Consider the following 19,993-nt stretch of genomic DNA (forward strand, 5'->3'; position numbering starts at 1 on the left):
CGGTGCTCAGTCGAGGGCGAACGACTCGAACCGCGATGCGGCGACCCGGATTCCGACCGCGGCGGCGACGCCGCCCAGCAGGAGCGATCCCACGCCTCCGAGCAGCAGCGTCCCCGGAGCGAACGCCGCCGCAGCCACGAACGGCGCCGCGACGACCGCGACGACGAGCGCGTAGACCGCGAACGCGTACTTCGAGGGGAAGCCGACACCCTCGCTGGCGGCCGTCTCGTGGGCGTCGTTCCGCGGGAGCGCGGTGCCCGCCGCGATCGCGACGGGCGCGGTGACGAGCGCCAGCGGGACGACCGCGACGAGCGCGGCGGCGGCAGCGGGCGGTCGGACGCCGAACAGAACCCCGGCGGCGAGGAACGCGGCCGCGGTGCCGAGCCACGCCGCGATCGCCGCGGCGGCGGTGTAGCCGGCGACGAACGACCGCCCGCCGAGGCCGCTCGCGAGCACGAGCGGGAGCCCGACGCCCTCGTCGGCGAGGGGGTTGAGCGCGACCGCGGCCGGCAGCGCGAGCGCGGCGAAGCCGGCGACAGCGAAGGGGTACCAGCCCGCCGGGAGTCCGGTGCGGAGCTCGTGTTCGACGAGGAGGAAGCCGACCACCGGAATCGAGAGCACGGCCGGGGTACGAAGGCGCCGGAGGAGGACCTGCCACGTCACCGCCGCAGCCGCGGGGCCGACGACCGGACGGACGAGTCGACCGATCGTGCCGGCGGCGTCGAGGGCAGCCCCGTCTCCGGCGTCGCGCTCGGGACCCGGATCGCGAAACCACACGTCGGCGGCGAGGCGCTCCTTCGCGAGGAAGCCCGCGACGGCGACACCCCCGCCGAACGCGACGCTGCCGAGGAGCCGGGCCGGACGGACCGTCGCACCGGGGTACTCGAGGAGCAGCCAGTCGGCGAACCACGCCGTCGGCAGCGCCGCGCCCACCTCGCGGAGCGGGAGATCGACGCCGATCGGGAGCGTCACGAACGCGACGAACGCGAGGTAGACGCCGACGGCGAGCCCGACGCCCGTCCGCCTGACGGGGAGTCCGCGGTCGAGCAGTTCGCGCCGAGCGAACAGGCCGACGGCGTGGCCCGCGGTCGTCGCCGAGACCAGCAACAGGACGAACCCGACCGCGCCGAGCGGGAGCGCGGTGACGCCGGCGCCGGCGACGATCACGGCGATCACGCCGACGAGGAACCAGATGCCGAACAGGACGAGGCGGCGAGCGTGCTCGGCCATCGAGACGCCGAGGACCGTCGCGCGGATCCCGCCGCCGAGCACGAGCAGGTCGCCGCCGTCCACGTCGTCGACGCGGTCGTCGACCGTGAACGCGCCGGCCAGAAAGAGGAACAGCCAAACGGCCGTGAACATCGGCGGCAGGATCGCCGCGATCCGGGCGGTCGCGGCGCCGTCATCGGCGGAGACGGTCCCGTCGGGGCCGACAGCGAAGCCGCCACCGCCGAACTGGTCCGGCGCGAACAGCGACACGACCGGGAGGAGGAACAGCGAGACCAGCAGCAGGCTCCGCTTCGGCCGATCCAGTGCCCGCCGGACGCGCCGGCGCACGTGGACTCGCGCGACCAGCAGCGCGCGGCGGCGCCAGTTCATCGCTCCTCGTGAGTGAGTTCGAGGAAGGCGTCCTCCAGATCGCCGCCCTCGGCGCGGTCGATCACGCGCTCGGGGTGGCCCGCCGCGATCAGTTCGCCGGCGTTGAGCAGGCCGACACGGTCGGCGACCTCCTCGACGACCGGGAGGATATGCGTCGAGAGGAAGACGGTCGTGCCGTCGGCGGCGAGCGCGGTCAGTCGGTCCCGGACCGCCCGCGCGGCCCGGGGGTCGAGCCCGTTGGTCGGCTCGTCGAGGAAGAGCACGTCCGGCTCGTGGAGGGTGGCCTGTGCGATCCCGAGCTTCTTGCGCATCCCCGTCGAGTACGTCGATATCCGGTCGGTGTCGGCGTCGAGTCCGAGCGCGTCGAGGCGCTCGTCGGCCCGTCGGTCGGCGGCCTCGCTCGCGAGCCCCCGGAGCTCGCCGGCGAAGCGGAGCTGTTCGCGACCGGTGAGCTCGTCGTACAGCGGCGGCCGTTCCGGCAGGTGACCGACGTGGGGGGCGACGGCCTCACGGTCGGTCACCGGCTCGCCGCAGATCCACGCCTCGCCGCCGCTGGGTCGCAGCAGCGTCGTCAGCAGCCGCATCGTCGTCGTCTTCCCGGCACCGTTCGGGCCGAGGAAGCCGTACACCGCGCCGCGCTCGACCCGGAGATCCAGCCCCGCGAGCGCGACGGTGTCGCCGTACTGCTTGCGGAGCCCGTCGGTCTCGATGGCCGGGGGAGTCACGGCCGGACCGACCGGACGACGTGACAAATAGCTTGTGCGTGTCGCCGGTCCGAAATCCCACAGCGCTTAACCACCCCACCGTCCAAGCCGGTGCTGATGAGCAACGACGACCTCCCCGAGGGGATCCGGGCCCCCGAGGACGACGAGCTGTTCGCCGAGGTAGTCGAGATGCTCGGCGCGAATCGAGTGACGGTCCGGTGTGCCGACGGGGAAGAACGTACCGCCCGCATTCCCGGCCGGATGCGCAAGCGCGACTGGATCCGCGAGGGCGACCTCGTGCTCGTGAGCCCGTGGGACTGGCAGGACGAGAAGGCCGACATCGAACACCGCTACGAGAACCGCGAGGCCGAGCAGTTGCGCGAGGGCGGGTACGTCACTGAGACGGACATCTGAACGCCAACGGCTTGCACGATCACGGCAAGGGCTCCGCCGTCGCGCGACGGAGCGCGCGACAGGTCGCTGGCCGTCACCAGAAATCTCCGATTTCTGGTTGTCACCGGAGGCCGGCGGCTTCCGGTTGCCCGAGGGACGTAGTCCCTCGATGGCAGACGAGAGCCTGCGGCTCTCGTCGACGTGATCGGCTCGGACCATCCTTTTACGCGGCGACGCCCAAACGAGAGTGAATGAGCGAGGACTACGGCTTCGTCGACGAGGAGATGGCGGAGCCCGGCGACGAGTTCGAGGAGATCGAGGTCGCCGACACCGAGGCGGACAGCACCGCCCGACGGCAGGACCGGGAGTTCGACGAGTTCCGCAAGCGGCTGAAGAACACCGAGCAGTTCAAAGTCGAGCAGGGCGCCTTCGACGACGCCACGCTGGGCGCGCTGTACAAGCTGGTGCAGGACGGCCACGTCGGCGCGTTCGGCGGGCCGTTGTCGACCGGCAAGGAGGCCAACGTCTACGAGGCCCGCGGCGAGGCGGGCGAGGTGGCGGTCAAGATCTACCGGATCAACGCCTCCGACTTCCGGCAGATGCGGGAGTACCTCGAAGGCGACCCGCGGTTCGAGGGGCTGGAGGACAACAAGAAGGCCACCGTGCTCGCGTGGACCCGCAAGGAGTTCGCGAACCTCAAGCGCGCCGAGAAGGCCGGCGTGCGCGTTCCCGAACCGATCGCCGTCCAGCGGAACGTGCTCGTGATGGAGCTCGTGGGGCAGGCCGACGAGCGCCGCGCCCCCCGGCTGGCGGAGGTCGACGTGGAGAACCCCCAGCAGGCGTACGAGGTGGTGCGGGAGTACATGCGCCGGCTCTACAGCGCCGGCCTCGTCCACGGCGACCTCTCGGAGTACAACATGATCGTCCACGAGGGCGAACTCGTGATCATCGACATGGGGCAGGCGGTCACCGTTCACCACCCCAACGCCGGGGAGTTCCTCGAACGCGACTGCGAGAACGTCGCCTCGTTCTTCTCGCGGCAGGGGCTCGACGTGACCGGCGACGAGCTGGAAGCGTACGTCACCGAGGCCGACGCCGATCCGTCGGGTGAGCCCGACAGCCCCGCGTGAACGACCGACGAGGAACGCTTACAACCCTCCAGCGGCTAAACCGCGTCATGCAACACGTAACGGTTCCACAGGACCGTATCGGCGTCCTCATCGGCTCGGGAGGTGAGACGATGCGGGAGATCGAGGAGCGCGCCGGCGTTCGCCTCGACATCGACTCCGAGGACGGGTCCGTGGGCATCGAGACGGTGGGCGACCCCATCGACGCGATGGCCGCGCCCGACATCGTGAAGGCCATCGGCCGCGGGTTCAAGCCCGAGACGGCGCTGGGGCTGCTGGAGAGCGACCTGCGACGGCTCGACCTGATTGACCTCACCGAACAGACGCGCAACGACAACGACCTGCAGCGACAGAAAGGTCGGCTCATCGGCGAGGACGGCCGGACACGGGAGCTGATGGAACAGCTCACCGGCGCGAACGTGGTGATCTACGGCTCGACGCTGGGGATCATCGGCGAGCCAGAGGAGATCGACGCGGTCCGGCGCGCGGCCGGGATGATCCTCGACGGCGCGCCCCACGGCGCCGTCTACTCGTTCCTCGAACGCAAGCACAACGAGATGCAGCAGGGCTGGAACGTCCGCGAGCAGCCCTGAATCGGCGATTCTCTTCGAATCGTTCTGTCCGTCGCGGCCAGCGGTCGATCGCTCTCGACCGGGACTAACAACTATTAACCACCTTCGGCCGGAAGAGACCCCTAAGAATGGCGGAGGACGTCAAACCGACCCGGAAGAACCTCATGGCGATCGAGGACCGCATCGAACTCTCCGAGCGGGGCCACGACACGCTGGAGCAGAAGCGCGACGGCCTCATCATGGAGTTCATGGACATCCTGGATCAGGCCCAGGACATCCGGAGCGATCTGGAAGCCGACTACCAGACCGCCCAGCAGAAGCTCGACATGACGCGGGCGATGGAGGGCGACGTGGCGGTCCGCGGCGCCGCCGCCGCCCTGAAGGAGCACCCCGAGATCACGACCCAGTCGAAGAACATCATGGGCGTCGTGGTGCCCCAAATCGAGGCCTCGAAGGTCCGGAAACCCATCGATGAGCGGGGGTACGGGCTGATCGGCTCCTCGGCGCGCATCGACGAGACCGCCGAGGCGTACGAGGAGCTGATCGACTCGATCATCCTCGCCGCGGAGGTCGAGACTGCGATGAAGAAGATGCTCGAGGAAATCGAGACCACCAAGCGCCGCGTGAACGCCCTGGAGTTCAAGCTCCTGCCCGAGCTGTACGAGAATCAGGAGTACATCGAGCAGAAGCTCGAGGAGCAGGAGCGCGAGGAGATCTTCCGGCTCAAGAAGATCAAGGCCAAGAAGGAGGAAGAGGAGGACGAGGCGGAGATCGAAGCCGACGAGCGCGAGGGCGCGACCCCCGCGTCGCCGAAAGCCGACTGAGTCGTGTCCTGTCCGGCGTGTGACGCCCCGGTGGTCGCGTTCACCGTCCCGGCGGCGCTCCGGAAACACGCGCCGGCGACCGAGAGCGCGATCTGTTCTTCCTGTCTGCGGACCGTCGCCGCCAGCGAAGCCGGCGTCGACGACGTTCCCGAGAACGCCGACTTCTCGGCGATCCACGAGTCGTTCCCGACCGGCCGCGGCGGGGTCGCGTTCGCGCTCGCGCTGGGGAAGCTCGACTCGCTGGCGCTGGAGCGCGCGGCGATCGAAGAACTGTGTGAGGCGGCCGAGCGGGCCGGCGTCGACGTGCGGCTGGCGCTGGAACGGTTAGCCGAGGTCGACGAACTCGACCCGCCGTTCGATATCGGGCGGCGGAGTCAGCAGTTGGCGTCGTTCCGGTAGGAACGGCCGCGAAGAAGCGAAAACGGAGCCGGCGCAGCGTGTCGGTCTAAACGTACGTGAACCACTCCTCGTGGTCGTCGGTGCGACGCTCCACGAGGTCGAAGAACGCGCTCTGGAGCTCCTCCGTGATGGGCCCGCGCCCGCCCTCGCCGATCTCGACGTTGTCGACCTGCCGGATCGGCGTGACTTCGGCGGCGGAGCCGGTGAAGAACAGCTCGTCGGCGGTGTGAAGCTCGCCGCGGGAGATGCTGACGTTGTCGTGGACCTCGTAGCCGCGCTCCTCGGCCAGCGTGATCACCGTGTCCCGGGTGATGCCGTCGAGGATCGACTCGCTCAGCCCCGGCGTGAACAGCTCGCCGTCGCGGACGAGGAACAGGTTCTCGCCCGGCCCCTCGGCGACGTTGCCCTCCTTGTTCAGGACGATCGCCTCCTCGTAGCCGTGGCGGCGGGCCTCCTCGCCGGCCAGCATGCTGTTGACGTACAGCCCCGTGGTCTTCGCGTTGGTCGGGATCTGGCTGGAGGCGTGCTTGCGCCACGAGGACACCTTCACCTCGATCCCGTTCTGCAGCGCCTCCTCGCCGAGATAGGCGCCCCACGGCCACGCGGCGATCGTCACGTCGGTCGGGCAGTCGCCGGGCGAGACGCCGAGCGAGTTGTAGCCGTAGTACGCCAGCGGACGGACGTACGCCGAGTCGAGGTCGTTGCGCCGGATCACTTCCAGCGTCGCCTCGGTGAGCTCCTCGCGGGAGAACTCGATCTCCATGTCGTACGGCTTCGCGGAGTTGTAGAAGCGATCGAGGTGTTCCTCCCAGCGGAAGATCGCGGTGCCCTCCTCGGTGTCGTAGGCGCGGACGCCCTCGAAGATCCCCGTCCCGTAGTGCATCGCGTGGGTGAGCACGTGGACCTGGGCGTCCTCCCAGTCGACGTACTCGCCGTTCATCCAGATCGTCCCGTCCTGCTCCATCTCCTCGAAGGCGCTCATACCCGCGTATGGGGACGGCGGGGTCTTAAAATCGTCAGAAACGCCGGCCTCAGTCGAGCCGGGTCAGCAGATCCCGCCCCTCGACGTAGACCAGCCCCTCGCGCTCGGCGTAGGCACGCGCGTCGCCGGGCGTTCGCGCGTCGCCGGTCTCGCCGTCCAGCATCTCACACACGACCACCGCCGGCTCGCGGTCGGCCGCCGCGGCGAGCGCGAGGCCGAGTTCGGTGTGGCCCTGCCGGTCGGCGAGCAGGTCCGGCGCGCCCCGCAGCAGCGTGACGTGGCCGGGCGAGCGGAACGACTCCGCGAAGTCGTCGGCGTCGAACGTCCCCGCGACGGCGCCGTCGGCCGCCGCGCCCAGTTCGCCGATCGTGAGCGCGCGGTCGTCGTCGGTGATCCCCGTGAACGTCTCTCGGTGGTTCACCGGCAGCGAGAACGACGAGCGGTCGTCGTAGTCCAGATGCGCCGCCTCGGCGGCGGGGTGGTCGAGCGCGTCCGCGAGGAACGGCAGCCCCCACGCCTCGGCGACCGCGTCGGTGATCGCGACGCAGATCAGCCCGCCGGCGTCGTTGCGCAGCCGGCGGACCGCGTCGGCGTCGACCGCCCGCGCGGGGTAGACGACGTCGACCTCCCCCTCGCGGTCGGCGGCGTCGTGGATCAGCACCGGCTCCCCGCGGGCGAAGGCGTCCCGTGCGGCCGCCACGCTGTCGACGGTGTCGGTCGTCGAACTCATGCCGCCTCGATCTCCACGGCGACCTCGTCGCCGTCGGCCAGCCCGAGCTCGTCGCGCAGCATCTCGGGGGCGATGAGCTCGATCTGGTCCTCGTCGTGGTGGGTGCGGTCGGGGACGATCACGTGGACCGGCTCGACGCTGCCGGCGTCGGCGTCCAGCCGCGCGGGGTAGCAGGTCGCGGCGCCGTAGGTGCGCTCCTCGTCCTCCCACTCGTCGATGCGGACGCCCTCGACGGCCGCGAGCTCGCTCCGATTCCGGGTGCTCCCCTCGTCGAGATCGACGTTGAGCGTGCCCGGGTACGGCTCGTAGCCGAGTCGCTCCTCGAACTGGCGCTTGTACCCCGACAGCGAGATGTAGTGTCGCCCCTCGCCGGCGCCGGCGGTCACCGTCCCCGAGAGCGTCAGCGCGGCGTCGTCCTCGAACAGCCGGCGGTAGTCGGCGTACTCCCCGCGGAGCCGGGACTTCCCGTCGGCGGTCAGCGAGATCCACTGCCCGTCCGCGACGACCTCCCGCTCGATCAGGTTCGCGGACTCCAGCCGCTGGAGCCGTCGGGAGGCGGTCTGACTCGACGCGTCGAGACGCTCGCCCAGCGCCGCACACGACACCTTCCGCTCGCCGTCGACGCCGCCGGACAGCGCGATCTCCTTCAGCGCCGCCACCTCGGCGGCGTCGACGCCCGCAGTCGTCTCTTGCATGGGACGTAGTTCAGTATCGAGACGCTTAACGATACTGGATGCGGTGCGGTGCAGAACCGTGACGGGCGCTGCCCCGGCCGAACGCTTCGGAAGCCCCTTTATTCACCGGGCGGAACGGTCGCCCATGTTCATCGAGTTCCGGTCGGCGGTCGAGGACGCGGTCGCGGCCGCGCTGGCCGCGCGCGACCTGCCGACCGACGACCTCGGGATCGAGGAGCCGCCGGCGGACGTCGACGCGGTGCTCGCCTCCAGCGTCGCGTTCCGGCTCGCGAGCGAGGTAGGCGCGCCGCCGCCGGAGGTCGCCGCCGAAGTGGCCGCGGAGATCGACCCCGCGGAGTACGAGTACGTCGGCGAGATCACCACACAGGGGCCGTACCTCAACTTCGCGCCGGACGAGTCGTACTACGAGGACACGCTCGTCGCCGCCGGCGACGAGGCGTACGGCCAGCGCCCGCCGACGGGCGAGTCGGTCGTCGTCGAGCACACCTCCGCGAACCCCACCGGCCCGGTCCACGTCGGCCGCGCCCGCAACCCCATCATCGGCGACGCGATCGCCAACGCGCTCGACTACGCGGGCTACGACGTGGAGCGGCACTACTACGTCAACGACGCCGGCCGACAGATGGCGCTGTTCACGTGGGCGTACGAGACGTTCGACGAGAGCGAGCTGCCGGAGCCGGAACGCGAGAAGCCCGACTACGAGCTGGTGCGGTACTACCGGAAGGGGAACAGCTACCTCGAAGACGCCGACGAGGCCGCCACTGCGGCCGCCGAGGAGGAGATCGAGTCGATCATGCAGGGGCTCGAAGCGGGCGACGAGGAGACGTACGAGCGCGTGAGCGAGGTGGTCGACACGGTGCTCGACGGCATGACACAGACGCTCTCACGGCTCCCCGCGACGTTCGACGAGTTCGTCAAGGAGACGCGGTTCATGCGCACCGGCGCCACCGACGACGTGGTCGAACGCCTGCAGGCGCTGGACGAGGCCGTCTACGAGGAGGAGGCGTGGCAGCTCGATCTCTCCGAGCACGGCATCGAGAAGAACTTCGTGTTCCTGCGCTCGGACGGGACGACGCTGTACACCACCCGGGACATCGCCCACCACGAGTGGAAGTTCGAGAACTTCGACCGCGCGGTGACGGTGATCGGCGAGGACCACAAGCTCACGTTCGAACAGTTGAACGAGACACTGCAGCTGCTGGGCCACGACACCGACCAGCTCGACCAGCAGTTCTACTCGTGGGTGAACCTCCCCGGCGGCGAGGGGATGAGCACCCGCGAGGGGACGGGCGTCGATCTCGACGACCTGCTCGACGAGGCCGTCGCCCGCGCCCGCGAGGAGGTCGAGGACCGCATGGACGACCGCATCCGCGAGGACGAGCTCGACGACGAGGACGTGGATCGGATCGCCCGGCAGGTGGGGATCGGCGCCGTTCGCTACGACATCGTCGCCAAGCAGCCGAGCAAGGCGATCACGTTCGAGTGGGAGCGCGCGCTCGACTTCGAGGCGCAGTCGGCGCCGTACGTCCAGTACGTCCACGCCCGCTGTCGCGGAATCCTCGACGGCGAGTCGGTGCCCGCCGAGGTCGACGGCGACCTGCTCCAAACGCCCGAGGAGCGCGACCTCCTCCGGACGATCGCCCGCTTCCCCGCGGTGGTCGAGGGGGCCGCCGAGGATCTCGAACCCCACCGCGTCGCGACGTACACCCGGACGTTCGCCGAGCGGTTCAACGCGTTCTACCGGGAGTGTCCGGTGCTCGAAGCCGAGAGCGAGGAACTGCGTGACGCGCGGCTGGCGCTCGTTGCCGCGGCGGCACACACGGTCGGGAACGCGCTCGACGTGCTCGGCGTCGCCGCGCCGGAGTCGATGTAGCGCCGGGGAGCGTCACGGCCGGCCAGCGTCCCGTTCGCGGCCGGTTTCGGCGTCGCCGGAGGCGTGTTCGACGAACGGGGCAGTCAACAGGTACTTACACGCGATGGCGCCTATCCTGAACTAATGAGTACCGACGCCGAAGAGACAAGCGAGGACAGGCGGAAGTACGAGTTCCGCAAGCTCCTCGAAGAGTTGGAGGAGTACGAGGGATCAGGAACGCAGCTCGTCACCATCTACATCCCCGAGGACCGACAGGTCTCCGACGTGGTCGCCCACGTCACGCAGGAGCACTCCGAGGCGGCCAACATCAAGTCCAAGCAGACGCGGACGAACGTGCAGGACGCGCTCACGTCGATCAAGGACCGCCTGCGCTACTACGACACCTACCCGCCGGAGAACGGGATGGTGATCTTCTCGGGCGCGATCGACTCCGGCGGCGGGCAGACCGAGATGATCACCCGGACGCTGGAGTCGCCGCCGGACCCCATCGAGTCGTTCCGCTACCACTGCGACTCGAACTTCCTGATCGAGCCGCTGGAGCACATGATGGCCGACTCGGGGCTGTTCGGCCTGATCGTGCTCGACCGCCGGGAGGCCAACGTCGGCTGGCTCAAGGGCAAGCGCGTCGAGCCCGTGAAGTCGGCCTCCTCGCTGGTGCCGGGCAAGCAGCGAAAGGGTGGCCAGTCAGCACAGCGATTCGCCCGACTGCGCCTCGAAGCGATCGACAACTTCTATCAGGAGGTCGCGGAGATGGCCGACGACCTGATGGTGCCCAAGCGCCACGAGCTCGACGGGATCCTCGTCGGCGGTCCGTCGCCGACGAAAGACGAGTTCCTCGACGGCGACTACCTCCACCACGAGCTGCAGGACAAGGTGCTCGGGAAGTTCGACATCGCGTACACCGACGAGTCGGGACTGTACGACCTCGTCGACGCCGGGCAGGAGGCGCTGGCCGACCAGGAGCTGGTCGAGGACAAGAACCAGATGGAGGAGTTCTTCGAGAACCTCCACACCGGCGGCGAGGCCACCTACGGGCTGGGGCCGACCCGGGAGAACCTCGTGATGGGCTCGGTCGACCGCCTGCTGCTCTCGGAGGATCTCACCGAGGACGTGGTGATCTACGAGTGTCCCAACGGCCACACCGAGTACGAGACCGTCGAGCGTCGGCACAACACGACCGACCACGAGTGCTCGGAGTGCGGCGAGCCCGCCGAGGTGCAGGAGCGGGAAGACGTGGTCGACCACCTGATGGAGATCGCCGACCAGCGCGGCACCGAGACGAAGTTCATCAGCACCGACTTCGAGAAGGGCGAACAGCTGCTCAACGCCTTCGGCGGGATCGCGGGGATCCTGCGGTACGAGACGGGCGTCTAAGCCGGGTTCTTCGGCGTCGGTCCGCTCCGTCCGCTTCAGGACAGGCACGGAATCCGGGGCGCTTCGAAACCCTTACCACCGAATCCCGAATACTGACGGGTAACTCGCTGGTCGACGGGACGCCAGCGGGCACCCGATAGCTCGGGACGAAATGTGGTCCGACGGGGCGGAGCCCCCTCAGACTGAATCGCAAGCGCCCGCAGAGAACCATGGCACGAAGTTTCTACTCCCACATCAAGGACGCGTGGAAGCAGCCCGGCGACGGCAAGCTCGCCGAGCTCCAGTGGCAGCGAAAACAGGAGTGGCGCGAACAGGGCGCCATCGAGCGCATCGAGCGCCCGACCCGCCTCGACAAGGCCCGCGAACTCGGCTACAAGGCCAAGCAGGGCATCGTCGTGGTCCGCATCGCCGTCCGCAAGGGCGGCGCGCGCAAGCGCCGACACAAGGCGGGCCGCCGCTCGAAGCGACAGGGCGTCAACCGCCTCGGCCGCCGGACCTCGATCCAGCGGATCGCCGAGGAGCGCGCGACCCGGAAGTACCCGAACCTCCGCGTGCTGAACTCCTACTGGGTCGGTGAGGACGGCTCCCAGAAGTGGTTCGAGGCGATCCTCGTGGACCCCGAACACGCCGCGATCCAGAACGACGACGACCTCAACTGGATATGCGACGACTCCCAGACCGGCCGCGCGTTCCGTGGCCTCACCAACGCCGGCAAGTCCAACCGCGGTCTCCGCACTCGCGGGAAGGGTGCCGAGAAGGTCCGACCGAGCGTCGCGTCGGGCGACCGCGGCGGGAAGTAAGGTCGATCACTGGTCCGTTTTCTTTCGATGCAGACCGAGTAGCTGCTGCTGTGCGGTCGGCGCGAAACGGTCGCGCCTCCGTGCGCGACCCGAGCGCGAGGGATGAGCGAGTGAGCGCAGCGAACGAGCGAATCGGTTGGGGAGACTCGTGGGCTGTACGGGGCGGTGCGGTCGCAAGTGGTCTACGAGTGAGCTGCTGTTCGCGGCTGTCGTCGAAGGAGCAACTACGAAACCACCGTAGACCTTACTCGACTCGCACCACCTGCTTCCCGACGTTCTCGCCTTCGAACAGCCCCAGGAAGGCGTCGGGGGCGTTCTCCAGCCCCTCGGTCACCGTCTCGCGGTACTCGATCTCGCCCGCCGCCACCCACTCCGCGAGATCCGCGGTGGCCTGCTCGAACCGCGGCGCGAAGTCGCCGACGAGCAGCCCTTCGACCCGAGCGCGGGTCTCGATCAGCTTCCCCAGCTTCCGCGGGCCGGTCGGGGTCTCCTCGGCGTTGTACAGCGCGATCTGCCCGCACACCGCCACGCGGGCGTCGACGTTCAGGTGGCTGAACACCGCGTCGGTGATCGGGCCGCCGACGTTGTCGAAGTAGCCGTCGACGCCCCCGGGTGCGGCCTCCGCGAGCGCCGCGACGTAGTCGTCGGTCGCTTTGTAGTTGATGCAGGCGTCGAAGCCGAACTCGTCCTCGACCACTTCGCACTTCTCGTCGCTACCCGCGAAGCCGACGACGCGGGCGCCCTGCAGCTTCGCGAGCTGGCCCACCACCGACCCCACCGCGCCGGCGGCGGCGCTGACGACCACCGTATCGCCGGCACGAGGTTCGAGCACCTCGCGCGTGCCGAAGTACGCCGTCCGGCCCGGCATGCCCAGCACGCCTAGCGCGGTCGACACCGGAAGCGCGCCGGTCTCGATGCGCTGGAGGTCGTCGCCGTCGGCGAGGTGGTACTCCGACCAGGACATGTTGCCGACGACGGTGTCGCCGGACTCGAACTCGGTGCCCGTCTCGTCGACGACTTCGCCGACCGCGCCGCCCTGCAGTGGTTCGTCGACCTCCCACGGTTCAGCGTAGGACTCGCCGGCGTCCATCCGGCCGCGCATGTACGGGTCGACCGAGAGGTAGCGGAGTTTGACGAGCGCCTCGCCGGGTGCGGGGTCGTCGAGTTCGACCGTCCGCCGGTCGAACGTGTCGTCGTCCGGCACGCCGTCGGGTCGCTCCGCGAGGAAGTAGCGCGCTGTCGTAACCATACAGGGACGTGGGGCGCCGCCGGGAAGGAGGCTACGGCGCCGACACGCTAGATCGCACAGCCCACGTCGCGGTAGAGCCAGTGGGTCATGACGTAGACGCCCGCGACGATCCCCACCGTGGCGATGAAGGAGTGGACCGACAGCTCCGCGAGCCCGGAGTAGATGTTGCCGATGTTACAGCCCGGCGCCAGCCGGGAGCCCGCGCCCATGAGGAAGCCGCCGAACACCGCGTTCGGGAGGCGGCGGCGCTTCGGGACGCGGATCGAGAAGTCGCCGCTCCAGAGCGACGCGAGGAACGCGCCGCCGATCACGGCCGCGATCATCACCATGTCGACGGTGAGCGTGACGCCGGCGCCCTGGAACAGCACCGAGCCCCAGTACTCGAACGAGCCGGCGTCGACGCCCGTGAGGTTCAGCAGGTAGCCCGCCCAGCGCGCTTCGGGACCGGTGACGCCGACGATGGAGACCTGCGTGAACCAGACGACCGCGAGCGCGGTGATCCCCAGCGCGGCGGTCCGGGGGTCCCACGGCCGCTTGCTGTTCGCGATCGGATCGCGCCACGCCTCGCGGAGACCGTCCGCGTACGCGCGAGTGCCGCGGACGAACGACTGCAGGCCCGCGACGGGCGCCGAGCGCGCCGACGGGACGCCGCCGTCGGCGAGGGCTTCGCCGCTGCGACCCTCGCCGCCCGCCGCGTTGCGTCCGACGATGGTGGCGTACACGAGCACGACGACCGCCGCGATCAGCAGCGCCAGCGCGGGCGCCGGGATGGGCGAGGTTTCGAACAGCGTCATCCCCTCGCCGAACGTCAGCGGCGCGAAGTAGGTGCTCTGGAGCGTGGGGTAGGCGACCGTGAACGCGACGTAGCCGACGCCCATGAACAGCAGCGTGAGCCAGAAGTGGAGGTAGCCCTGCCCGGCGCGGTACAGCGTGCCCGTCGCACAGCCCCCGGCGTACGTCATCCCGACGCCGAAGACGAAGCCGCCGAACAGGCCGGTCAGCCCCCAGCCCGGGGTCCAGAACCCCTGGTAGTAGCCCAGCGAGTACGCGATGCTCCAGAAAACCATCGTCAGCGTCGTCGCCGCCAGCACGCCCTTCGTGACCCGGGTGTCCTTGAACGCGAAGAGGTCGCGGAACGCGTGCACGAAGCAGAACCGCCCCTTCTGTAGGAACACGCCGAGCCCGAGGCCGACGGTCAACGCGACGAGTAACGTCGAGTCCATTGGGTGAGCACCGCTACCTGCCCGAGGGGTATGAACGGCGCCGCCGCGGGTGATCGCGCCTCGATCGAGTGCACGCCACAGCGGGCGTATCCAGCCGTATCGCCCGTTTCCGCCGGGATTGCGTTCGATACCGGCGAAAACCGTGATCGGCGCCTACGGCAATAATTGCCTGTAAAGGCGGGAGTCCGGCGGCGAACGGTGCCGTGTCGGGTTCGCCACCGTCCGTACGCTTAACCCTCGCCGGACCCGAACACGGCTCCATGACCGACCTCTCGCTCGACGCCACGCAGCTCGACCGCTACTCCCGGCACATCATCCTCGACGACGTGGGGCCCGAGGGGCAGAAGCGCCTGCTGGAAGGCAGCGCGCTGGTCGTCGGCGCCGGGGGGCTCGGCGCGCCCGTGATCCAGTACCTCGCGGCCGCGGGCGTGGGCCACCTCGGCATCGTCGACGACGACGTTGTGGAGCGCTCGAACCTCCAGCGCCAGATCATCCACCGCGACGCCGACGTGGGGCGGCCCAAGGCCGAGAGCGCCGCCGAGTTCGTGGCCGAACTCAACCCCGACGTGGACGTGGAGGCGATGGAACGCCGGATCGCGCCGGACGAGGCCCGGGAGCTCGTGACGGAGTACGACGTGGTGGTCGACTGCACCGACAACTTCCCCACGCGGTACATGCTCAACGACGCCTGCAGGATCGAAGGCGTCCCGCTGTGTCACGGCGCGATCTACAAGTTCGAGGGGCAGATCACCACGCTCACTCCCGACGGGCCGTGCTACCGCTGTCTGTTCCCCGAACCGCCCGAGCCGGGCACGGTGCCGGACTGTGCGACGACGGGCGTGCTGGGGGTGCTGCCCGGCACCGTCGGCTGCCTGCAGGCGACCGAGGCGGTGAAGGTGCTGCTCGGGCTCGGCGACGCGCTCTCGGGCCGGCTGCTGTTCTACGACGCCCGGGAGCTCAGCTTCGAGACCGTGCCGTACCGCGAGAACCCCGACTGCCCGGTCTGTGGCGACGACGGCATCGACTCGCTGTCCGGCGTCGACTACGACGGCGGCTGTGAGATCGCCGGCGACTGATCCTCCCTCTTCGTGGCCGAAACTCCCGCCCAGCGTGGCGTCCGTGTGAGGCTTACCCAAGGTTATACCACGTAAGAAGCTATCGGTCGGTCTGTATCGATTCTACATGCCAAAATCGGCCGGTAGCAGCGTGAGAAGCGGTATCGAAGCGGGCAAAAGAGTTATATACTTTTCTCTCCTACCCTAGAGTGAAGACAGCCCGGCACCGAGCCGGGTATCACTTCGGTTCCGATCCAATGAGCACCAACACCACCCACCGCGAAGCCGAGACCGAGCGGGCAGAGAACGAGCAGGAGCACCACTGCCCCGAGTGCGGTGGCGACCTCGAGACCGACGAGTCACAGGCCGAGACGGTCTGTGCGGACTGTGGCCTCGTCGTCGACGAAGACGCCATCGACCGCGGGCCCGAGTGGCGTGCGTTCGACGCCGGCGAGAAGGACCAGAAGTCCCGCGTCGGCGCCCCGACGACGAAGATGATGCACGACGACGGCCTGTCGACCAACATCGGCTGGCAGAACAAGGACGCCTACGGCAACCAGCTCTCGGCCAGCCAGCGCGAGAAGATGCAGCGCCTGCGGACGTGGAACGAGCGGTTCCGCACCCGCGACCACAAGGAGCGCAACCTCAAGCAGGCCCTCGGCGAGATCGACCGCATGGCCTCCGCGCTCGGGCTGCCGGAGAACGTCCGCGAGACCGCGTCGGTGATCTACCGACAGGCGCTCGATCAGGACCTGCTGCCCGGCCGCTCGATCGAGGGGATCGCGACCGCCTCCCTCCACGCCGCCGCACGGATGGGGAACGTCCCCCGCAGCCTCGACGAGATGAGCGCCGTCTCCCGCGTCGATCAGGCGACGTTCAAGCGCGCCTACCGCTACATCGTGCGGGAGCTGAAGCTCGAGGTCCAGCCCGCGGACCCGCTGGAGTACCTCCCGCGGTTCGCGAGCGATCTGGAGCTCGACGACGAGACCGAGCGCCGCGCCCGCGAGCTGCTCGAGACCGCCAAGGCCCAGAACGTCCACTCGGGCAAGTCGCCCGTGGGGCTGGCCGCGGCCGCGATCTACGCCGCGGGCGTGCTGACCAACAACGCGCTCACCCAGAGCGAGGTCAGCGCGGCGACGGACATGAGCGAGGTCACGATCCGCAACCGCTACCAGGAGCTGCTGCAGGCCGCGGAGACGGGGCCGACCGCGAGCGCCGCCTGAACGGACGTGGAGATCGACGGCCGGCGGCGATAATCGACGCGTCTGTGGCTTCTTCGCCGAACCTACTCCCTTCGTCCGCGACGAAATCCGAATCGTCGAATCCGGCGGTGAAACAGCTGATAAGTAGCACTGCAAACCGACCTTTTGCTGCGGGCCCCGGAGGGCCCTTGCAAAAGCTCGACCAAAAGCCTACGAGCCTCCCTCCGGTCGGCTCTTGGCCGCTCACTCGCTTCGCTCGTTCGCGGTGAGTAACTCTCCTGAGCAGCATCCGCGAGCGAAGCGAGCGGTTCTCCGGACCCGACCGGAGGGAGGGTCCGGCTTTTGGCATGAACGGGTTTTACCGGGGTTCGACCGAGCAAAGCGAGGGAGGACCCCGGTAAAAGAGGTTGCTGTACTTACCGATATCAAACACCGATCGGTCTCGAGAATATCAACAGAAACGAACGAAGGAGAGGGAACACCCCCTAGCGCAGCCCCAGCAGTTCGTAATCCTCCTCGGGGTCGTACCGCCGGAACAGCAGACTGTTCGTCAGCACCGACACCGACGAGATCGCCATCGCGCCCGCGGCGAGTACCGGCTGGAGCAGCCCCAGCGACGCCAGCGGGATCATCGCCGTGTTGTAGCCCAGCGCCCAGACGAGGTTCTGCTTAATCTTCTGCAGCGTCGCGTCGGAGATCCGGATCGTCTTCACCACGTCGACGGGGTCGTCGCGCATCAGCGTCACGTCGGCGGCCTCGATCGCCACGTCCGTCCCCGAACCGATCGCGGTCCCGACGTACGCGACCGCGAGCGCGGGGGCGTCGTTGACGCCGTCGCCGACCATCATCGCCTGCCGGTCCTGCTCCTGAATCGCTTCGACCGCGTCGGACTTGTCCTCGGGCAGCACCTCCGCGCGGACGTTGTCGGGGTCGATCCCGACCTGTTCGGCGACCGCGCGGGCGGTCCGCTCGTTGTCGCCGGTGAGCATCATCACGTCGAGCCCGCGCTCGCGGAGCTGGCTCACCGCCGACTTCGCGCTCTCTTTCACGGTGTCGGCGTCGGCGACGACGCCCACGAGATCGCCCTCGTAGGCGACCAGCATCGCCGTCTTCCCCTCCCCTTCGAGTCGTTCCATCGTCTCGGCGGCGGGCTCGGGGTCGACGCCATTGTCCCGGAGCAGCTTCCGGTTGCCGACCAGCACCTCGCTCCCGTCGACCGTCGCCCGGACGCCGTGGCCGGGAACGTTCTCGAACTCCTCGGCCGAGCCGACCTCGATCCCGCGTTCCTCGGCGCCGTCGACGATCGCGCGAGCCAGCGGGTGCTCGCTGCCGCTCTCGGCCGTCGCCGCGAGCCGCAGCACGTCGTCCTCGTCGAGCCGCTCGCGTTCGGTTAGCTGCCCGCCGTCCGGTGCGGCGTCGCCGTCGGCGCGGGGAGCGTCGAACACCACCACGTCGGTGAGCTCCATCTCGCCCTCGGTGAGCGTCCCTGTCTTGTCGAACACGACCGTATCGACGTCCTTCGCGCGTTCGAGCACGTCACCGCCCTTGAACAGCACGCCGTTCTGGGCGCCGATGGTCGTCCCGACCATCGTCGCCGCGGGCGTCGCGAGCCCCAGCGCGCAGGGGCAGGCGATCAGCACCGCCGACGCGAACACGACGATCGCGAACTCGAACACCGAGACCGTCCCGCCCGCGATCGCCGGGCCGCCGGCGACCAGCCCCCACAGCGGGAGCGCGTTCACGAGGCCGGCCAGCGTCCCGGGGAACAGGTACCAGACGACGCCCCAGAACAGGGCGTTCGCGATCACCGCCGGCACGAAGTACGCGGAGATGCGGTCCGCGAGGTTCTGGATGTCGGGCTGGCGGGACTGGGCCTCCTTCACCGTCTGCACGATCTGCTGGAGCGCCGTGTCCGCGCCGACTTTCGTCGCCTCGACGACCAGCACGCCGTTCTCGTTGATGGTCGAGCCGACGACCTCGTCGCCCTCGGTCTTCTCGACGGGGACGGACTCCCCTGTCACCATCGACTCGTCGACCGCGGACTGCCCGTCGACGACCACGCCGTCGGTCGGGATCTGCTCGCCCGGCCGGACCTTCATCCGGTCGCCGACTTCCACGTCCTCGAGGGGGATCTCCTCCTCGTTCCCCTCGTCGTCGACGACGGTCGCGGTGTCGGCCTCCATCTCCAGCAGCGTCCGCAGCGCCTCGCCGGCCTGCCCCTTCGAGCGGGCTTCGAGGTAGTTGCCGAGCGTGATGAACACGAGGATCAGCGCCGCGGTGTCGAAGTAGAGGCTGCCCGCGATCAGGTCCAAAAGCGCCGCGACGGAGTAGACGTACGCGGTGGTGGAGCCGAGCGCGATCAGCACGTCCATGTTGGCGCGGCCGTTCGTGACGAGCGCCTTGTAGGAGTTCCTGTAGAACGGCCGGCCGAGCACGACCTGCACGGGCGTCGCGAGCCCGAACATCACCCAGCCCAGCGGCACGCCGAACAGTGAGTCGGCGAGCAGGCTATCGAAGAAGAAGTGTTCGAGCAGGAAGAACAGCAGCGGGGCCGACAGCGCGGCACCGAACAGCGTGAGCCGGCGCTGTTTGCGGATCTCTTCGTTTCGGGCCGCGTCGCGGGCGGACTCGCCCTCGTCGTCGCCGTCCTCGCGGACCGGCGTGTACCCCGCGTCCTCGATCGCGTCGTACATCGCCGCGAGCGAGGCATCCTCGGGGTTGTAGGTGACCTGCGCCTCGTCGGTCGCGTAGTTCACTTCGGCGTCGACGACGCCCGGCACGCCCTCCAGCGCTTTCTCGTTCGTGTCGGCGCAGTTCGCACACGACATGTCGGAGATGGCGATCGTCGCCGTCTCCGAGACGACGCCGTAGCCGGCCGCCTCGACGGCGTCGTAGATTTCGCCGAGCGATACTTCCTCGGGGTCGTACTCGACGGACCCCTCGTCGGTGGCGTAGTTGACGTTCGCCTCGACGACGCCGTCGAGTTCGTCCAGCGCCTCGCCGACCGTCGCCGAACAGTTGGCGCAGGACATCCCCGTGACGTTCAGTTGTGCTGTGCGTGTTCCCATGGTTAGGTACGTGTAGGGGCTCCTCCCTTAGTGCGTTTGCGCCTTCAGAACCAACGCTCGAACGCGCTCAGATTTTGGAAACCAAAGCAAACCCCCGGTTTCGATCGCGCCAGGGTGGTACTGT

The 19,993-nt window shown here is 69.0% G+C and carries 18 protein-coding genes; 10 read left to right on the forward strand and 8 right to left on the reverse strand.

Features of this window, described 5'->3' with window-relative positions; translation table 11 throughout:
• Positions 1 to 6: 6 nt before the first annotated feature.
• Complete coding sequence (locus ACQUSM_RS10200) at positions 7 to 1,599, reverse strand: hypothetical protein (RefSeq protein WP_435118176.1); 1,593 nt, start codon at positions 1,597 to 1,599, stop codon at positions 7 to 9.
• Positions 1,596 to 2,324: an ABC transporter ATP-binding protein gene (locus ACQUSM_RS10205; protein ID WP_435118177.1), complete on the reverse strand. Its 729-nt coding sequence runs from the start codon at positions 2,322 to 2,324 to the stop codon at positions 1,596 to 1,598. The genes ACQUSM_RS10200 and ACQUSM_RS10205 overlap by 4 nt, the downstream gene beginning before the upstream one ends.
• Before the next feature lie 96 nt (positions 2,325 to 2,420).
• Between ACQUSM_RS10205 and eif1A the strand changes: the two genes are divergently transcribed.
• From eif1A to ACQUSM_RS10230, 5 genes are all read left to right on the forward strand, one after another.
• Positions 2,421 to 2,717, forward strand: coding sequence for a translation initiation factor eIF-1A (gene eif1A, locus ACQUSM_RS10210; protein ID WP_379731289.1), 297 nt, complete (start codon positions 2,421 to 2,423; stop codon positions 2,715 to 2,717).
• A gap of 230 nt (positions 2,718 to 2,947) precedes the next feature.
• Entirely contained in the window at positions 2,948 to 3,826 is an 879-nt protein-coding gene (gene rio1, locus ACQUSM_RS10215; RefSeq protein ID WP_435118178.1) for a serine/threonine-protein kinase Rio1, read from the forward strand.
• 47 nt (positions 3,827 to 3,873) lie between these two features.
• Positions 3,874 to 4,416, forward strand: coding sequence for a KH domain-containing protein (locus ACQUSM_RS10220; protein WP_435118180.1), 543 nt, complete (start codon positions 3,874 to 3,876; stop codon positions 4,414 to 4,416).
• A gap of 107 nt (positions 4,417 to 4,523) precedes the next feature.
• Entirely contained in the window at positions 4,524 to 5,219 is a 696-nt protein-coding gene (locus ACQUSM_RS10225) for a V-type ATP synthase subunit D (protein ID WP_435118182.1), read from the forward strand.
• A 3-nt stretch (positions 5,220 to 5,222) separates the two neighbouring features.
• Positions 5,223 to 5,618 carry a DUF6276 family protein gene (locus tag ACQUSM_RS10230; protein ID WP_435118184.1) on the forward strand — a complete coding sequence of 132 codons (396 nt, stop codon included), beginning with the start codon at positions 5,223 to 5,225 and terminating at the stop codon, positions 5,616 to 5,618.
• 46 nt (positions 5,619 to 5,664) lie between these two features.
• Here ACQUSM_RS10230 and ACQUSM_RS10235 read toward each other — a convergent pair whose 3' ends face one another.
• From ACQUSM_RS10235 to ACQUSM_RS10245, 3 genes are read right to left on the reverse strand one after another with little or no spacing between them, the layout of a single operon-like run.
• On the reverse strand, positions 5,665 to 6,600 hold the full coding sequence (locus ACQUSM_RS10235) for a branched-chain amino acid transaminase (RefSeq protein ID WP_435118186.1): 936 nt from the start codon (positions 6,598 to 6,600) through the stop codon (positions 5,665 to 5,667).
• Between the two features lie 49 nt (positions 6,601 to 6,649).
• Positions 6,650 to 7,330 carry a 3,4-dihydroxy-2-butanone-4-phosphate synthase gene (ribB, locus tag ACQUSM_RS10240; RefSeq protein WP_435118188.1) on the reverse strand — a complete coding sequence of 227 codons (681 nt, stop codon included), beginning with the start codon at positions 7,328 to 7,330 and terminating at the stop codon, positions 6,650 to 6,652.
• Positions 7,327 to 8,025, reverse strand: coding sequence for a DUF120 domain-containing protein (locus tag ACQUSM_RS10245; protein ID WP_435118190.1), 699 nt, complete (start codon positions 8,023 to 8,025; stop codon positions 7,327 to 7,329). The genes ribB and ACQUSM_RS10245 overlap by 4 nt, the downstream gene beginning before the upstream one ends.
• Before the next feature lie 124 nt (positions 8,026 to 8,149).
• Between ACQUSM_RS10245 and argS the strand changes: the two genes are divergently transcribed.
• From argS to ACQUSM_RS10260, 3 genes are all read left to right on the forward strand, one after another.
• Complete coding sequence (argS, locus tag ACQUSM_RS10250; protein WP_435118192.1) at positions 8,150 to 9,898, forward strand: arginine--tRNA ligase; 1,749 nt, start codon at positions 8,150 to 8,152, stop codon at positions 9,896 to 9,898.
• Positions 9,899 to 10,021: 123 nt separating this feature from the next.
• The gene (prf1, locus tag ACQUSM_RS10255; protein ID WP_435118195.1) at positions 10,022 to 11,272 is read left to right on the forward strand and encodes a peptide chain release factor aRF-1; all 1,251 of its coding nucleotides are present in this window, start codon (positions 10,022 to 10,024) and stop codon (positions 11,270 to 11,272) included.
• 209 nt (positions 11,273 to 11,481) lie between these two features.
• On the forward strand, positions 11,482 to 12,072 hold the full coding sequence (locus ACQUSM_RS10260) for a 50S ribosomal protein L15e (protein WP_379731748.1): 591 nt from the start codon (positions 11,482 to 11,484) through the stop codon (positions 12,070 to 12,072).
• Positions 12,073 to 12,316: 244 nt separating this feature from the next.
• On the opposite strand, the gene ACQUSM_RS10265 is transcribed toward ACQUSM_RS10260, so the two are convergent.
• Both ACQUSM_RS10265 and ACQUSM_RS10270 read right to left on the reverse strand, forming a co-directional pair.
• Positions 12,317 to 13,321 carry an NADP-dependent oxidoreductase gene (locus ACQUSM_RS10265; protein ID WP_435118198.1) on the reverse strand — a complete coding sequence of 335 codons (1,005 nt, stop codon included), beginning with the start codon at positions 13,319 to 13,321 and terminating at the stop codon, positions 12,317 to 12,319.
• Positions 13,322 to 13,368: 47 nt separating this feature from the next.
• Complete coding sequence (locus tag ACQUSM_RS10270) at positions 13,369 to 14,544, reverse strand: YeeE/YedE family protein (RefSeq protein WP_435118199.1); 1,176 nt, start codon at positions 14,542 to 14,544, stop codon at positions 13,369 to 13,371.
• 260 nt (positions 14,545 to 14,804) lie between these two features.
• Here ACQUSM_RS10270 and ubaA point away from each other — a divergent pair, with 260 nt between their 5' ends.
• Together ubaA and ACQUSM_RS10280 are read left to right on the forward strand one after the other, a co-directional pair.
• On the forward strand, positions 14,805 to 15,620 hold the full coding sequence (gene ubaA, locus ACQUSM_RS10275; RefSeq protein ID WP_435118202.1) for an SAMP-activating enzyme E1: 816 nt from the start codon (positions 14,805 to 14,807) through the stop codon (positions 15,618 to 15,620).
• A 236-nt stretch (positions 15,621 to 15,856) separates the two neighbouring features.
• Positions 15,857 to 16,822 (forward strand): transcription initiation factor IIB, encoded by a 966-nt coding sequence (locus ACQUSM_RS10280; protein WP_435118204.1) that lies wholly within the window; start codon positions 15,857 to 15,859, stop codon positions 16,820 to 16,822.
• 464 nt (positions 16,823 to 17,286) lie between these two features.
• Here ACQUSM_RS10280 and ACQUSM_RS10285 read toward each other — a convergent pair whose 3' ends face one another.
• Positions 17,287 to 19,869: a heavy metal translocating P-type ATPase gene (locus ACQUSM_RS10285; RefSeq protein WP_435118206.1), complete on the reverse strand. Its 2,583-nt coding sequence runs from the start codon at positions 19,867 to 19,869 to the stop codon at positions 17,287 to 17,289.
• Positions 19,870 to 19,993 lie beyond the last annotated feature (124 nt).

Source organism: Halolamina sp. C58, from assembly GCF_051195095.1.
Lineage (GTDB): Archaea > Halobacteriota > Halobacteria > Halobacteriales > Haloferacaceae > Halolamina.

Coding starts and splice junctions, on each gene's coding strand:
- ACQUSM_RS10200 (WP_435118176.1), bottom strand. CDS start 1,599: ATGAACTGGCGCCGCCGCGCGCTGCTGGTCGCGCGAGTCCACGTGCGC.
- eif1A (WP_379731289.1), top strand. CDS start 2,421: ATGAGCAACGACGACCTCCCCGAGGGGATCCGGGCCCCCGAGGACGAC.
- rio1 (WP_435118178.1), top strand. CDS start 2,948: ATGAGCGAGGACTACGGCTTCGTCGACGAGGAGATGGCGGAGCCCGGC.
- ACQUSM_RS10220 (WP_435118180.1), top strand. CDS start 3,874: ATGCAACACGTAACGGTTCCACAGGACCGTATCGGCGTCCTCATCGGC.
- ACQUSM_RS10225 (WP_435118182.1), top strand. CDS start 4,524: ATGGCGGAGGACGTCAAACCGACCCGGAAGAACCTCATGGCGATCGAG.
- ACQUSM_RS10235 (WP_435118186.1), bottom strand. CDS start 6,600: ATGAGCGCCTTCGAGGAGATGGAGCAGGACGGGACGATCTGGATGAAC.
- ribB (WP_435118188.1), bottom strand. CDS start 7,330: ATGAGTTCGACGACCGACACCGTCGACAGCGTGGCGGCCGCACGGGAC.
- ACQUSM_RS10245 (WP_435118190.1), bottom strand. CDS start 8,025: ATGCAAGAGACGACTGCGGGCGTCGACGCCGCCGAGGTGGCGGCGCTG.
- argS (WP_435118192.1), top strand. CDS start 8,150: ATGTTCATCGAGTTCCGGTCGGCGGTCGAGGACGCGGTCGCGGCCGCG.
- prf1 (WP_435118195.1), top strand. CDS start 10,022: ATGAGTACCGACGCCGAAGAGACAAGCGAGGACAGGCGGAAGTACGAG.
- ACQUSM_RS10260 (WP_379731748.1), top strand. CDS start 11,482: ATGGCACGAAGTTTCTACTCCCACATCAAGGACGCGTGGAAGCAGCCC.
- ACQUSM_RS10265 (WP_435118198.1), bottom strand. CDS start 13,321: ATGGTTACGACAGCGCGCTACTTCCTCGCGGAGCGACCCGACGGCGTG.
- ACQUSM_RS10270 (WP_435118199.1), bottom strand. CDS start 14,544: ATGGACTCGACGTTACTCGTCGCGTTGACCGTCGGCCTCGGGCTCGGC.
- ubaA (WP_435118202.1), top strand. CDS start 14,805: ATGACCGACCTCTCGCTCGACGCCACGCAGCTCGACCGCTACTCCCGG.
- ACQUSM_RS10280 (WP_435118204.1), top strand. CDS start 15,857: ATGAGCACCAACACCACCCACCGCGAAGCCGAGACCGAGCGGGCAGAG.
- ACQUSM_RS10285 (WP_435118206.1), bottom strand. CDS start 19,869: ATGGGAACACGCACAGCACAACTGAACGTCACGGGGATGTCCTGCGCC.